The 14,556-nt window shown below is 60.4% G+C and carries 12 protein-coding genes and 2 pseudogenes; 6 read left to right on the top strand and 8 right to left on the bottom strand.

Annotated elements, in window-relative coordinates; genetic code table 11:
* Positions 1-78: 78 nt before the first annotated feature.
* Positions 79-288 (bottom strand): annotated as a pseudogene (locus ACA073_RS12425) (hypothetical protein).
* Positions 289-490: 202 nt separating this feature from the next.
* On the opposite strand from ACA073_RS12425, the gene ACA073_RS12430 reads away from it, so the two are divergent.
* Positions 491-2,626 (top strand): calcium-binding protein, encoded by a 2,136-nt coding sequence (locus ACA073_RS12430; RefSeq protein WP_497403783.1) that lies wholly within the window; start codon positions 491-493, stop codon positions 2,624-2,626.
* A 195-nt stretch (positions 2,627-2,821) separates the two neighbouring features.
* On the opposite strand, the gene ACA073_RS12435 is transcribed toward ACA073_RS12430, so the two are convergent.
* Positions 2,822-3,181 (bottom strand): DUF6124 family protein, encoded by a 360-nt coding sequence (locus tag ACA073_RS12435; RefSeq protein WP_497403785.1) that lies wholly within the window; start codon positions 3,179-3,181, stop codon positions 2,822-2,824.
* A 378-nt stretch (positions 3,182-3,559) separates the two neighbouring features.
* Positions 3,560-4,456: a DMT family transporter gene (locus tag ACA073_RS12440; RefSeq protein WP_497403787.1), complete on the bottom strand. Its 897-nt coding sequence runs from the start codon at positions 4,454-4,456 to the stop codon at positions 3,560-3,562.
* A gap of 103 nt (positions 4,457-4,559) precedes the next feature.
* On the opposite strand from ACA073_RS12440, the gene ACA073_RS12445 reads away from it, so the two are divergent.
* Both ACA073_RS12445 and ACA073_RS12450 read left to right on the top strand, forming a co-directional pair.
* Complete coding sequence (locus tag ACA073_RS12445; protein ID WP_497403788.1) at positions 4,560-5,891, top strand: aminotransferase-like domain-containing protein; 1,332 nt, start codon at positions 4,560-4,562, stop codon at positions 5,889-5,891.
* Between the two features lie 274 nt (positions 5,892-6,165).
* On the top strand, positions 6,166-6,753 hold the full coding sequence (locus ACA073_RS12450; RefSeq protein ID WP_497403790.1) for a LysE family translocator: 588 nt from the start codon (positions 6,166-6,168) through the stop codon (positions 6,751-6,753).
* 221 nt (positions 6,754-6,974) lie between these two features.
* On the opposite strand, the gene ACA073_RS12455 is transcribed toward ACA073_RS12450, so the two are convergent.
* The 5 genes from ACA073_RS12455 to ACA073_RS12475 form a co-directional block, all read right to left on the bottom strand.
* Complete coding sequence (locus ACA073_RS12455) at positions 6,975-7,808, bottom strand: AraC family transcriptional regulator (protein ID WP_497403792.1); 834 nt, start codon at positions 7,806-7,808, stop codon at positions 6,975-6,977.
* Between the two features lie 35 nt (positions 7,809-7,843).
* Complete coding sequence (locus ACA073_RS12460) at positions 7,844-8,347, bottom strand: VOC family protein (RefSeq protein WP_497403794.1); 504 nt, start codon at positions 8,345-8,347, stop codon at positions 7,844-7,846.
* Positions 8,348-8,438: 91 nt separating this feature from the next.
* Positions 8,439-10,919, bottom strand: coding sequence for a TonB-dependent siderophore receptor (locus tag ACA073_RS12465; RefSeq protein WP_497403796.1), 2,481 nt, complete (start codon positions 10,917-10,919; stop codon positions 8,439-8,441).
* 120 nt (positions 10,920-11,039) lie between these two features.
* On the bottom strand, positions 11,040-12,053 hold the full coding sequence (locus ACA073_RS12470) for a FecR domain-containing protein (protein WP_497403798.1): 1,014 nt from the start codon (positions 12,051-12,053) through the stop codon (positions 11,040-11,042).
* A 4-nt stretch (positions 12,054-12,057) separates the two neighbouring features.
* Entirely contained in the window at positions 12,058-12,582 is a 525-nt protein-coding gene (locus ACA073_RS12475; protein ID WP_497403800.1) for a sigma-70 family RNA polymerase sigma factor, read from the bottom strand.
* A 281-nt stretch (positions 12,583-12,863) separates the two neighbouring features.
* Here ACA073_RS12475 and ACA073_RS12480 point away from each other — a divergent pair, with 281 nt between their 5' ends.
* The 3 genes and pseudogenes from ACA073_RS12480 (at position 12,864) to ACA073_RS12490 (ending at position 14,442) form a co-directional block, all read left to right on the top strand.
* Complete coding sequence (locus ACA073_RS12480) at positions 12,864-13,112, top strand: transmembrane sensor/regulator PpyR (RefSeq protein ID WP_497403802.1); 249 nt, start codon at positions 12,864-12,866, stop codon at positions 13,110-13,112.
* Positions 13,112-13,453: pseudogene (locus ACA073_RS12485) on the top strand (NnrS family protein); the annotation flags it as partial. The gene ACA073_RS12480 and the pseudogene ACA073_RS12485, both read left to right, overlap by 1 nt.
* A gap of 407 nt (positions 13,454-13,860) precedes the next feature.
* Positions 13,861-14,442, top strand: coding sequence for a GGDEF domain-containing protein (locus tag ACA073_RS12490; protein WP_497403804.1), 582 nt, complete (start codon positions 13,861-13,863; stop codon positions 14,440-14,442).
* The last annotated feature ends 114 nt before the right edge of the window (positions 14,443-14,556 follow it).

Consider the following 14,556-nt stretch of genomic DNA (forward strand, 5'->3'; position numbering starts at 1 on the left):
AGGCTATGTTTTTGCTTGGCTTTATTGTGCAAAAAAATTGTACGAGCGTCCGCTTTTAGGTGTGCTGCCTGTCAGTATTCACTGCGGCGACATAAGGAGGGCCAGGGTTACCCTGATGAACTCCTCATTCTTGTCGATCGTATCCAGTGCGCCCCGCCCGTTGTGGGCGACATCGCCTGAACCGCGCTATTCGACCCAGTTGGACAGTTCCATGATTGCGGCCTCAAGGGTCAGCTGATTTTCGTTGATTTTGTAGAGCAGGGAAGGGATCAGGTCGGAATTTGGCATCGCGAATCCTCCGTGGAGAACTCAGCGTAGCGGTGGAAAATCGGGGACGACCTAGCTAGGCTCCTTGTAAGAACAGGAATCGTTCTCGTACCAATTTTCGGACCAGTAGGTGGGTTTTAACGTGTTGAATCGAGTGAGGTTACGTATGAAACCGCTGTAACGCAGTTCACGCTTACCATTTCCTTCGAGGGAGGGTAGAACCATGGCTGTAATCAATGGGACCGAACAAGGCGACTTTATATTTGCCAACCCGGAGGCCGATCAGATCTTCGGCCTTGGTGGCGACGACTTTATTCTGGGTGAAGGAGGTAACGACACAATAGAAGGTGGTGACGGCAACGATGATATCTCCGGTGGTGACGGCGACGACCTCCTTCGCGGTGGCATCGGACTCGACAGGCTCACGGGCAATGCCGGTGCAGATACCCTGACCGGTGGCGCGGATAATGACTCTTTCCACTGGTTTGTCGGCAGTGGCTCGGATTCCTCTTCCCTGGCCCGCGACACGGTTACCGACTTCCAGGGCGCTGGCGTTCCAGGTGGTGACACCCTGGTCCTCTCCGCCAACAACCGGCTGGTTTTCGAGGGGGCTCGCACCACGGTACCTACGCTGGGCGCTGCGCTCGGTTTCGGCGGCAACGGCTTCACCGAGGTCTTCTATGTCGCAGGTGCCGCCAGCACGCTGCTGTTCGCGGATTCCAACGACAACGGCGTGTTTGACGCCACGGACTTCTCCGTACAACTGACGGGGCGGCACAACCTCGTAAAAGCCGATTTCGGCACCACGACCTTTGTCCTGCGTGGCACCGAAGGCAATGACGTGATCAACGGCACCGCAGAGATCGACAGGATCTTCGCGCTCGGTGGAAACGATGTGGTTAACGCTGGTAACGGCAATGACATCGTCGACGGCGGCGCCGGCAACGACATCCTGAACGGTGACGCGGGCAACGATCTGCTGACCGGTGGGCTCGGCAATGACATCCTGAACGGTGGCGACGACCGCGATAGCATCACGGGCAACGACGGAAACGACATCATTGACGGTGGTGCCGGCAATGACCCGCTGCTTTCCGGCGGCAACGGCAATGACATAGTGAGAGGCGGTGCAGGCAACGACACGATGGACGGCGATGCCGGTAACGACCAGTTGTTCGGCGGCATCGGTAACGACGACTTGTTCGGCGAAGACGGCAACGACCAGATGTTTGGCGAGGACGGCAACGACGAACTGTTCGGCGATGCCGGCAACGACCAGTTGTCCGGCGGCAATGGTGACGACGTGCTCGAAGGCGACGCCGGGGCAGACCAGTTGAACGGCGGCGCCGGCAATGACGAGTTCGAGTTCTTCCTCGGTTCGTTCAACCCGAACTCGCCCTTCGCAACCTTCGATACGGTCCAGGACTTCCAGGGTGCAGGTGTGGCCGGGGGCGATACGCTCGAGCTGAACGATGAGTTCGTATTTCGTGGCCAGGTCACGCTCAATCCACAGCTTGGCGCGGTACTGGTCGGCGGCGGCAACGGCATCACCGACCTGCTCTACACGGTCCGCCAGGGCAACACCTGGCTGATTGCGGATGAGAATGACAATGGCCTGCTCGACAGCACCGACTTCACCGTGAAGTTCCTCGGCGTCAACAACTTCACAGTGGGCGACTTCGGTAACAATACCGACTTCGTCACGGCCGGCACCAATGGGAACGACATCATCGTCGGCACCGATGGCGACGACAAAATCTTCGGCCTCGGTGGCAACGACCAGTTGTTCGGCCAGGCGGGCGAGGACCTGCTCGATGGCGGTAGCGGTGACGACGTGCTGCTGAGCGGCACCGGCCTGGATAATCTGTTCGGCGGCGAGGGTAACGACACGCTCACCATCGAGGATTTCGGCAGTGCCTTCGGCGGTGCCGGGAACGACCTGGTGATCGGCAGCAGCGCCGAGTTCGCTTTCCAGACGACCCTTGAGGGTAATGAAGGCAACGACACACTGCAGTCCGGCAGCGCCGGCGCCTTCATGATCGGTGGTACGGGGGAAGACCTGCTGGTGGGCAGTGCGGCGGATGACTTCATGGTCGGCAGCCTTCAGTTCGAACCCGGTCTCGATGCGGACAGGTTCCAGTTCGGTGCCCTCTGGGGAACGGACACTATCGCCGACTTCGAGGACGGCACTGACCTGATCGACCTGAGCACCAGCGGTTTGACCTTCGCGGATCTCACCATTGGAGAACAGTTCGGCGAGGCGGTCATCAGCGTCACTGGCCAGCCGGATGTGGGCAGCATCACCTTGAGCGGCGTGCCACCGGCCGCCATCACCGAGGCGGACTTCGCCTTTACCTGAGTGATCGGCGCATGCTCACGCCCGGTGATGGCGTGAGCATGCAGAGGCAAAGGGGGCTGATTTATTTTCTTGCTGCGAATGCCAGCTTTGGCTCTAGGCTGTGTGAAAACCCCCGATGAAATTCAAGGTTCGCGTTGCTACGCTGACCCGTACAGTCGTGAACCGCAGGCACCGTACAATCATGGGAGGCAGTGTCTATTCGATCGGGTCGAGTTGATCCAGCGCCCGGTTCACCGCCAGTTCGCCGAGCATGATGACTTGCGCAATGCCCAGCAGGGTATTGCGACTCGGCCCGTCCATGTGGTCCGCCAAATCCATGGTCATGACATTGGCCGAGGCCAGTGACTCGCAGGCATGGGCCAGCAGGGTTTCGGTGTCGAGCTCAGGGTTGACGATGAACATGGTGCCGGGTGTGCGCGGGGTGGCTCTGAGGTCGGCAGCCGACGGGAAGTGAAAGTCGAGGGCTCGTTCGGCGGCCTCGTTGAGTTTGTTTGAATCGGGTTCGTAGGGGGAGGCCGGATCGGTGTCTGGCGGGTTGGGAGAGTGCTTTTTCATTGGCTAGATCCACATTTGGAGCGCCATCCCTTTTGCTGCTAAACGAAAGGGAGGCAGCTGTACGCAGGTTAGCAGACCGGGGATCTAGCGAACCGGCGCACCCGAAGGTGCCCTGCGCACAGCTACCATCAAGTCCAGGCATGACGATGCCTGACTGATACAGCTTGCGCACTTCACTAGAAAACCACGGGCTGCTAAACCCGATCACTGATGGGCAGTGACGGGAATCAAGTTACCGAGTGGCCCCGAAGCGCACAAGCCGGCGGATTCTGGCGTACCCGTAGGCAACGACGCAAGGTTGTGTAGCTTTCAGGAAGTAAATCTGGCCGCGCTTAAACAAGCAGCTTAAACGGCCAGATCCGATAAGAAACAGATCGATTACTTCGCGAACTTCTTCGCGCCAGCCACGCACAAAATCACCGCAACGGTCACCGCCAGCATCCCGATGCTGACCTGCTCATGAAGCAACGTCGCCGCCAGCGCCAAGCCAAAAAACGGCTGCAGAAGTTGCAGCTGCCCCACGGCGGCAATCCCGCCTTGCGCCAGCCCGCGATACCAGAACACAAACCCGATCAGCATGCTGAACAGCGACACATAACCCAGGCTAAACCACGCTGGCATGCTGATCCCGGCAAACGAAACGGGTGTGCGCCACAAGGTCAACAGCGCCATCACCGGCAGCGACAACACCAGCGCCCAACAAATCACCTGCCAGCCGCCGAGTGTCCGGGACAGCTTCGCCCCTTCGGCATAACCGAGGCCGCAGGCCAGGATTGCCGCCAGCATCAGGAGGTCGCCTTCCGGCGAGGCGGTCAGTCCTTGGGACACGGCAAACCCCACCACCAGCAGGCTGCCCAGAATCGAGAAAAACCAGAACACCGGACGAGGGCGCTCGCCACCGCGAACCACACCGAACACGGCAGTCGCGAGTGGCAACAGTCCCACGAAGACAATCGAGTGCGCCGAGGTCACGTATTGCAAGGCCAGCGCCGTCAACAGCGGAAACCCCACCACCACACCCATGGCTACGATGACCAGCGGCAGCAACTGGTTGCGCGCCGGACGTTTTTCCTTGAACAGCCACAGCATGCACAGCGCGAGCACGCCAGCGATGGTGGCCCGGGCAACCGTCAGGAACACCGGATCGAATTCCAGCACCGCGACCCGCGTGGCGGGCAGCGAGCCGCTGAAGATCACCACGCCGATCAGTCCGTTGAGCCAGCCGCTGGTGGTGTTTTCCAGAGCCTGGGTGTTCAGATTCGATACTCGTTCCATTGAGAGTCACACTCGACAAAGGGTTTAAGCGGCGGGTTGCCTTAGGCGCATCGTATGACCGACTATTAAGACAATCAAAAAATTGTCATGGATACATCGGCCTATGCCTCGCTTGCGCTACAAGTCGCTGGTCGACACCTTTGCCGCAGACATCCGTTCAGGACATTTGCCGCCCGGTACGCGCCTGCCAACCCATCGTCAGCTCGCCGCTGAGCACGGGTTGGCGCTGGTCACCGCCAGCCGCGTGTACGCGGAGCTTGAGGCGATGGGCCTGGTCAGTGGCGAAACGGGGCGGGGCACATTCGTCAGGGAGACGTCGCTTCCACCCGGTCAGGGCGTCAGCCAGCACGTGGTGGCTGTGGGCATGGCCGATCTCAACTTCAACTACCAGTCATTGCCCGGTCAGGCCGATCTGTTGCGAACGGCCTTGCGTCAGCTCGCGTTGTCCGGCGACCTGGAATCCCATTTGCGCTATCAGCCCCATGCCGGGCGCCTGCATGAGCGGGCCTCGATCGCAAACCATCTGGCTTCACGCGGGTTGAGCGTCCAGGCCGAACAGGTGTTGATTGTCAGTGGTGCGCAGCATGGGTTGGCAGTGACGATGATGGCGTTGCTGAAACCGGGCGATGTGATCGCGGCGGATGCGTTGACCTACACCGGTTTCAAGGTGCTGGCCGAATCGCTGCACCTGGAAATCGTGCCCATTCCCGCCACGGATACCGGGCCTGATCTTGAGGCGTTGGAAGCGCTTTGCCGGCGCCGCTCGGTGCGGGCCGTCTACACCATGCCGACGCTGCATAACCCGCTGGGCTGGGTGATGGATGCGCAATGGCGCAACCAGTTCGTGTCGATTGCGCGCCAGCATGACCTGTTGATCATTGAAGACGCCGCCTACGCCTTCCTGGTCGAAGACGCCCCGGCACCCTTGGCCGAATTGGCACCGGAACGGACCGTCTACGTGTCGGGGTTCTCCAAGAATGTCGCTACGGGACTGCGCGTCGGTTTCGTTGCCGCGCCGGTCGAAAAGGTGCCTGCACTGGAGTGTGCGATCAGGGCAACCACCTGGAACACTCCCGGCGTGATGACGGCCATCACCTGCGCATGGCTCGACGATGGAACCGTGAGCCAACTGGAAGCGCAAAAGCGTGCGGATGCTCAGGCCCGGCAAGCCATGGCCGCCGAGCTGTTGAAAGGGCTGCGCTGCATGACTCATCCCAATTCGTACTTTCTGTGGTTGCCTCTGGCGGAAGACGCCAGAGCGGATCAGATCGCCATGGAGTTGATGCACGAGCAAGTCGCCGTCTCCACCGCCGAACCTTTCGCAACCTCTGTCCACGTACCGCATGCAATCCGCTTGGCGCTGGGGTCGGTGGATATGGATTCGCTTCGACAAGCGCTGATCAAAGTGAAACGGGTGGTGGGCGCTTACTCCTGAGATAACCACGACCTCCTGTAGGAGCGAGCTTGCTCGCGATGGACTTCAGGGCGACGCCTGTATCCAGAGAATACGCGTTATCGTTGGCGTCCATCGCGAGCAAGCTCGCTCCTACAAAAGGCAGCTTTCGCTTAACTGACTGGCATTAGGGCAAGCCCGCCCCCACAAGGGGAAGTGTTTGACCATACCCGTCAGTGGGCAGTTTTCTTCAATACGTGGGCCAGACCGCTCTTTACCTTGAGCTCTGGTTCAACTGAATTGAAGAAGGTATGCGATGAGTCTGATTATTTCGATGGCAGCGTTTGCGCTGGTGGCGTCCATCACGCCGGGGCCGGTGAATATTGTGGCGTTGAGTTCCGGCGCACAGTTCGGTTTTCGCGCCAGTCAGCGACACGTGGCCGGGGCGACGCTGGGTTTTGTGTTGTTGCTGGTGCTGATGGGGCTGGGTCTGCATGAGGTGTTGCAGTTGTGGCCGGCGCTGACGCGGGTAGTGCAACTGGCCGGCGTGGCGTTTTTGCTGTTCATGGCGTGGAAACTGGCGGCGGACAACGGGCAGCTCGATGCCAAGGATTCAGCACGGGCGCCGTCGATGCTGTACGGCGCGGTCATGCAATGGCTCAACCCGAAAGCCTGGCTGGCCTGCGTCGCCGGCATGGGCGCGTTTGTCGCGGACGGCGAGACGCGGCTGGTCTGGCAGTTTGCGGCGGTGTATCTGGTGATCTGCTACTTGTCCGTGGGCTGCTGGGCGTATGCCGGGACTTTTTTGCGCGGTTATTTGAACAACCCGGCGGGTATGCGGCTGTTCAACCGGATCATGGCGGCGTTGCTGGCCATGAGTGCGATCTACCTGTTGTTGCCTTAGACGCCCATAAGATCGGCTTCTGTGGTGATGGGGCTTTTTGTGGTGAGGGGATTTATCCCCGTTCGGCGGCGGAGCCGTCGCAAGACCTGAATGTGAGGTTTCCCAGACACAATGCTGGGGCCGCTTCGCAGCCCAACGGGGATAAATCCCCTCGCCACAAAAGCCCCCTCACCACAGATGTCAGCTAGGGTTGGCGCTGGCCACAGGGATGTGCGCTGACCTCAGCCGCGATACTGCCCCGGCGTGGCCGCCAGATGCTGTTTGAACGCCCGCTGAAAATGCGCCTGATCGGCAAACCCCGCTTCCAGCGCCACGTCGGCGATCAGCTGGCCGCTGCGCAGTCGCTCCCGGGCGAACTGGATGCGCCGGTTGACCAGAAAGGCGTGGGGCGTCATGCCGTAATGCTGTTTGAACGCGCGGATCAGGTACGACGGCGACAGTTGCGCGGCGTCGCAAATGTCTTCGAGCTTGAGCAGTTGCGTGCAGTGGTCACGGATGAAATCCGCCGCGCGTTCCAGTTTGAAATTGGGTTCGCGCAGCGGTTGATCACCGGGATTGAGTCGTTGCTGCACCTCGGTGAAAAACTCCACCGCCGCACTGTGTTTGCGCAGCACGTCCTGCTCGCTATCGACCAGTATTTCGTACAACGCGGTCAGGCCATTAAACAGGCTGGCGTCACACGTATGGGTGATGGAAAACCGCCGAAATGCCTGGTCGTCGTTGAACCCGAGCTGATGCTGCAAATCGGTGAGCCACGGCGTATCGACGTACAACATCAAATACGACCACGGCTGGTCGTCGATCGGATTGCAGGCGTGGACATCGCCGGGATTCATCAGCACCACCGTGCCGGCGCTGACCTCAAACGCCGATTGTTCATGGATGTAGGTACTGCGCCCGCCGGTAATCGCACCGATGGAAAAATGCTCGTGGGCATGCCGGGTGTAGCAGACCTCGCGGCCGTCGGCGATGGAGCGGGCCTCGATGAAGGGCAGGGCGTCGTCGCGCCAGAAGCGCGGGGACTTGTCAGCGTCTTTGGCAGGGGTGGACTTCATCGTCGGTGTCCTCGGCAGGTCAGCGTCGGAGTGTATTAGCTCTCGCCGTCAAAGGCTCGTTGCAGTGCCGCGATGTCGAGCTTTTTCATCTGCATCATCGCCGCCATGGCGCGCTGGGATTTTACCGTGTCGGGGCTTTTCAGCATGTCCATCATCGCGATGGGCACGATCTGCCACGACACGCCGAACTTGTCCTTGACCCAGCCGCATTGCTGGGCCTCGACAGGACCACCCGCCGACAGACGCCCCCAGAAGTGGTCGACTTCTTCCTGGGTCTGGCAATTGACCTGAAACGAGATCGCTTCGTTGAACGTGAAGACCGGGCCACCGTTGAGGCCGGTGAAGCTTTGCCCATCGAGTTCGAAACTGACCGTCAGGACCGAGCCGTCGGGCTGACCGTGGACTTCCTGACCGGCTTTGCCGTAGTGGGTGATGGCGGTGATTTTCGAATGATCGAAGATGCCGCAGTAGTACTTCGCGGCCTCTTCGGCCTGATGGTCGAACCAAAGGCAGGGCGTGAGTTTTTGAACGCGTTGCATGGCGCTGCTCCTCTACACGGGATTCATGCTGAGCTTTCAGCGTAGCCAGCCTGTCGTCGTCCGGGAGTACCGTAGATCGACAAATCGCCGGTCAGAAATCCCAGCGGGTGGTCAGTTGCAGGCTGCGCGGTTCGCCATAGAACCCGGTGCCGAAGTTGCCGAGCCCGGTGTAATAGGTCTTGTCGAACAGGTTCTTCACGTTCAGCGTCGTGCTCAGGTGATCGTGGAAGCGGTAGCGCGCCATGACGTCCACCAGGGTGTAGCTTTGCTGGGTGATCGTCGAGGACTGGCCGAAGTTGACGGTGTCCTTGGGGTTGGGCTGGAACACGTTGCCGAAGAATTCGCTCTGCCAGTTCACGCCGCCGCCGACGGTGAGCTTTTCCAGCGCGCCCGACAGGCGATAAGTGCTGAACACCCGAACCACCTGTTCCGGCGCGGTGGTTTGCAGGATCGAGCCGTAGACGTTATCGCCTTTGGCATCGCGGGTGTGGTTGTAGCTGTAGCCGGCCGACAGGTTCCAGCCTTCCATCACTTCGCCGGCCAGTTCGACCTCGAAGCCCTTTGTGGTCGCGCCTTGTACCGCACGGTACACCGACTCGGAATCGACGCCGCTGACGTAATGGGCCAGGTTGTCCTGCTCGATGCGGAACACGGCGAAACTGGCGTTCAGGCGCCCACCAAAATATTCGGCCTTGATCCCCGCTTCGTAGCTGTCGCCCTGCACAGGGTCGAGCAATTTGCGCTGGGCATCCTTGCTCATCTGCGGCTGATAAATGCTGGTGTAGCTGGTGTACACCGAATACGTGTCATCGAGGTCGTAGACCAGCCCGGCGTACGGCGTGACCACGCCGGTCTGGTGGTAGCTGTCGCGCAGGTCCGGGGTGTTTGGATCGCTGTAATCCAGGTCATCGTTGGCCTTGAACTGACTGACGCGGGTGCCGAGGATGACCGCCAGATCGTCGGTGGGCTTGAGTCGCGTGGCGAGGTAGGCACCGGTTTGCCGCTGGACGATGTCGTTGTCGCCAACCTTGGCAATGTCCGGTTTCGGGAACTCGCCGCGCCAGTCGTAGATGCTGCCGTCGACGGGCGGATAGACCGAGCCGTGCACCGGAATGTCCTGGCGGGTGTTCATCGACATGAAGCCGGCAATCAACTCGTGCTCGCGACCGAACAGGCGGAACGCGTCGCTGAAGTTGACGTCGAGGTTGTCCTGCACCTGATCGCCCTTGAATTGGCCCATGTACATGAACATGCCGTTGCCGCTGACCGGGTCCGGGTTGCCGCCACTGGCCGAGGCGAGGAAGGTGTCGTGCTGGCGATGCTTACGATCGTAGCTGACCTTGAGTGTCCAGTCGTTCGCCAGCTGCTGTTCCACCGAGGCGAAGAGCGTCTGGTTGGTGAAGTCGCGACGGCTCCAGTCGGTGGCCGGGTTGAACGAGCGGGAAAAACGCGTCCGTGAACCGTCGCTGTTGTACATCGGGAAACCGGTCCAGCTGGCGCCACGGGAGCGGGTGTTTTGCTGGTCGATACCGAAGGTCAGCAGGGTGTCCGGCGTGAGGTCCGCTTCGAGGATGCCGTAGGCAATGTCCCGGGTGTTCCGGTAGTTATCCAGGTTGGCGCTGCGGTCCTGATAAGCCCCGACAAACCGCCCGCGCACATTGCCGCGCTCGCTCAGCGGCCCGGCGACATCGGCCGTGCTCCGATAGTTGTCCCAGGAACCGACGGCGCCGGTGATCGAGGCCTTGAACGTTTTGGTGGGACGTTTGCGGATCAGGTTGACGGTGGCCGACGGATCGCCCGAACCGGTCATCAGGCCGGTCGCACCCTTGATGATTTCGACGCGGTCGAAGGTCGCCATGTCGGTGCTGGTGGTGCCGTAATCGTAGACGCCGTCGTAGTCGGTATTGACGCCGTCGTACTGGAAGTTGGTGATCGGCAGGCCACGGCTGGAAAACTCCCAGCGTTCGCTGTCGTAATTCTGCACGCTGATGCCGGGCACGCGACGCAAGGCGTCGGCGATGCTGGTGGAGCCCTGATCGTCCAGTTGCTGACGGGTAATGATCGTCACGGATTGCGGCGTTTCGCGCAGGGACAGTGGCAGGCCGGTGGCTGAAGAGGTTGATCCGGTGGTGTAGGAATGGGTGTCTTCAGTAATGGCGCCCAGCGCCTGGCTGGAAATGTTGGTGGCGCCCAGTTCCAGCGGACCTTCAGTTGCGGCTTTGAGCACGTAGCCGCGGTCGCCCTGAGGCTGGGCTTGCAAGCCGCTGCCTTGCAACAGGCGCTGCAAACTCTGCTGCGCGGTGAACTCGCCATTAAGTCCCGAACTGCGTTTATCGCTTGCCAGATCGTTATGACCGGCGAGGAAAATCCCCGCTTGTTCGGCGAAGCTGTTCAGTACGCTCACCAGCGAACCGGCAGCGATCGCGTAATAACGCGTGTGGCTGCCTGACTGTTCATTGGTGGCGGATGTTTCGGCGAGGGCATGCGTCGCGACAAGGGTGAGCAACGCGACCGGAAGGGCCAGGGCCAACGGTCGCAAGGTAAAACGAGTGCGAATGGAGGCGTCGCGCAAATGGGTGTTCCCTGGCATCAAATCGAACGGCAATTGAAGGGCTTCACAGGGTTAACCGAACGAGAAACGCAAAAGGGAACTGCGGCGTGAAAGTTTTTCGCTCACGCAGGGGAGACCGCGTCATCGTTCTTCGCGAGCAAGCCCGCTCCCACGGGGGCCGATGCTGACCCACCAGCTCAGGGTTTTCTCCACGCGTATCGGTAGCGCCGCTTCCAGCAGGCGCAAAGCCTGATCGGAGTCCTTGAGCGGGAACGAACCCATGACCGGCAACCCGGCGATGGCAGGGTCGCAGGCCAGATGCCCGTGACGGTAGCGGCTCAATTCCTCGATCAACTGCCCCAGCGGCAGGTTATCCGCCAGCAACACACCGCGACGCCAGGCTTCGCGGCCCGCCGCAGCCTCGGAGGATGGCGGGATGTGGCTTTGCGTGAACGCCAATTGCCGTCCGGCCTCGACCACCTGCACCTGCACCTGGCCCAGAGTGGTTCGGACTTCGACCGCGCCTTTGTAGACGTTGAGCAACGTATGCTGCGCTTCCTGACGCACACTGAAACGCGTGCCGAGCGCGCGCATCCGACCCTGGGCGGTTTGCACCAGAAACGGTCGGCTGCTGTCCTTGGCGGTGTCGATCAGTACTTCCCCGGCACTCAACAGCAACAGGCGTTGCGTGGTGTCGAAACGCACATTCAATGCACTCAGGGCGTTGAGCCAGATCCGGCTGCCGTCGCTGAGCAGGCTTTCGCGGGTTTCGCCGGTGCCGGTAGAAAGGTCGGCAGTCCAGCGGCCCAAGGCGTCCGGCAGCGAAGTTTCGCGCCAGGCATTCCAGCCCAGCAGGCCGCCCGAGGCGAGGATGAGCAGGCTCTTGAGCGTTTGCCGGCGGGTGATTGGCGAGCGCGCGGTGTTGCGCAGTACCAGGCCGGCGGCCTGTGACTGATCGTCCTGCAACGCGGCGAAGCGCTGGCCCACGCGCTCGACGTACCGCCAGGCCGCCTGATGATCGCCACTTTGCGCCAGCCAGGCTTGCCAGCGCTGACGCTCGTGTTCGCCGACCTGCTGATCGTTGAGTTGCACATACCATTGCGCCGCCTGTTCGAGGCTGGCATGGCTGATGGTGTTGGAGGCGGCAGATGGCATGCGGTTACTCGATCAACAGGCCGTCAAGCTCGGCCTCGAGCATCGCGCAATGCATCAGCGCTTGCGCCAGGTACTTTTTCACCATGCGCTCGCACACGCCGATTTCTTCGGCGATGGCGCGGTAGGGCAGGCCGTGCAACTGGGCGAGGATGAACGCGTCGCGCACATTCTTGGGCAGGCGCAGCAGCATGGCGTCTACTTCGTACAGGGTTTCGACGATGATCGCCCGTTGCTCCGGCGACGGTTGGACCGCCTGCGGGCGCGAGGCCAGCGTCTCCAGCCATGCCTGTTCCAGTTGCCGACGGCGCCAGTGATCGATGCACAAGCCCCGGGCAATGGTTGCCAGGTAGGAGCGTTCGCGGGTTTCGCAATCGAACACCTGCGGGCGCTTGAGCACCCGGATGAAGATGTCATGGGCCAGGTCAGCGGCATCGAACGCATTGCTCAAGCGACGGCGCAGCAGCTCATGCAACCAGCGGTGATGAGTGACGTAGAGGTTCTGAACGCTGGAAGAATCGGCGACCATCATCGTGAGCACATGTCCATGGGCGCCAGGCGCCTTCGGTGCAAATAAGAATTGGTCGCGATTAAAACAAAAGGTTTGGTTGCATGCAAATGATATTGGTTTGCTTTTAGGGTGCATGAGTCTGCATGCGGTCAATATGACTTCTATGGGTGTCAAATTGACAATTATCGGACTTGGTCAAATTGACTTCTACAGCCCTAACCCTTTGATTTATAGCCATGAAAAACCTGGCACAAAACCTGAAATAACAAACGTACAACTGGTCTGATTCAGGAGTACGGAAAATGTTCGCTTACTTCGGCAATCCTCAGAATGTTCTGCACCTGTCGAGCCAAGTCCTGGGCGTGGGTCTGGCGCTGCTGCTGGCGGGTATCTACGGCGCTTATCTTTACGCCGGGCATTTGCCGATCGTGGTGCTGGTCTCGATGCATGCCATGACCATCATCGGCCCGACCCTGATCAAGATCGGCTACGTCATGCGCCTGCTGGCCCAGCATAGGATGGGCTCCGGCCTGGTCAGGGCGGTGGCCTGATGCGCCGGCTCGCTGCTGCACCGGTTTTCAGCCTCGGCTTTCGCCCGTTCTTTTTGGCCGGTGCCGGGTTTGCAGCCATCGCCGTGGCGGTCTGGGCGTTGTGGTTGTACGGGCGCTTGCCCGGTGCACAACCGGTCGGCGGCATGCTGAGCTGGCATCGGCATGAGATGCCGTTCGGGTTCGCCGCAGCGATCATCGCCGGTTTCCTGTTGACGGCGGTGCCGAACTGGACCGGGCGTCCGGGGCTCAACGGCTGGCCTTTGATCGGTCTGCTGCTGGTATGGCTGTTGGCGCGACTGGCGTGGCTGATGCCAATCCCTGCGGTCGCGTTGCTTGCGGTTGCCGCTGGACAGCGACTGCGTTGCGGCGATCGAAGCGAAAAACAGCTTTGTCGACGATGAGTGCAGGTTTGGCGTGAAGTGTCGGTGTCGACCGACTTCTAAGGATCAAACGCGAAGTTTGTGGCGAGGGGATTTATCCCCGTTCGGCTGCGAAGCAGTCGTCAATCCGGACAATTCATTCTGTTGGCCGGACGCTGGGGCCGCTTCGCGACCCAACGGGGATAAATCCCCTCGCCACAGGTGTGACCGGTGGTCGATGAACCGGTCTCGCCCGGCAATTTGCGCTTAGCTGAAGGATAGAGCCGACTCGCAAACGTACGGGCGTCACCGTGACCGGCGGTCAGTTAGCAGGGAGTCAAAGCGGGTAGGGACGACTCTAAAGAACATACCCGCCACTGGAGTAAGTAATGCTGATCCCAGGCAAACCGGTAAAACAGGGCGTTAGCGCAGACCCTTCGCTTTCGCCGCAACAGGAACGCGAAGTACTGCGTGACAGGGCTCGCCAAGCCGAGCAGGAAGTGATGGGCGTGACCATGGCGAGCATGGATGAGCTGACCCTGCTCTCCAACCGCCACGGCTTCACTTCACTGGCCCAACTGGGGCTGGATGACTGTCAGCGACTGGAAATACCGGCCACCTTGCTGTTTTTCGACCTCGATAACTTCAAGCATATCAACTATCTGTACGGTCGTGCCGAGGGTGACGATGCGCTGAAAACCTTCGCTGACGTGCTGCGTATCGCCTTTCGCGAAAGCGATGTGATCGGTCGACTGGGTGATGACGAATTTGTCGCTTTGTTAACGGGTTCAAGCCCCGTGGAGCTAACTGCTATCAAGGCGCGGCTCGAAGAAATCCTCGACGAGCGCAACGCCACGATGCGTCGCGGGTATGACATTCGATTCAGCATTGGGCAGGTTGAATACGACAGCCATGTCCACCACTCGATCGATGAACTGCTGATTGAGGTTGAGAAGGCGTTGCATCGGTAGGCTGGAATTGCGGTGGTGTATGAGCGGGCCTCTTCGCGAGCAAGCCCGCTCCCACATTGGATCTATATCGTTCACAAATCCAATGTGGGAGCGGGCTTGCTCGCGAAGAGGCCC

It is taken from the genome of Pseudomonas sp. LBUM1670 (assembly GCF_059695695.1).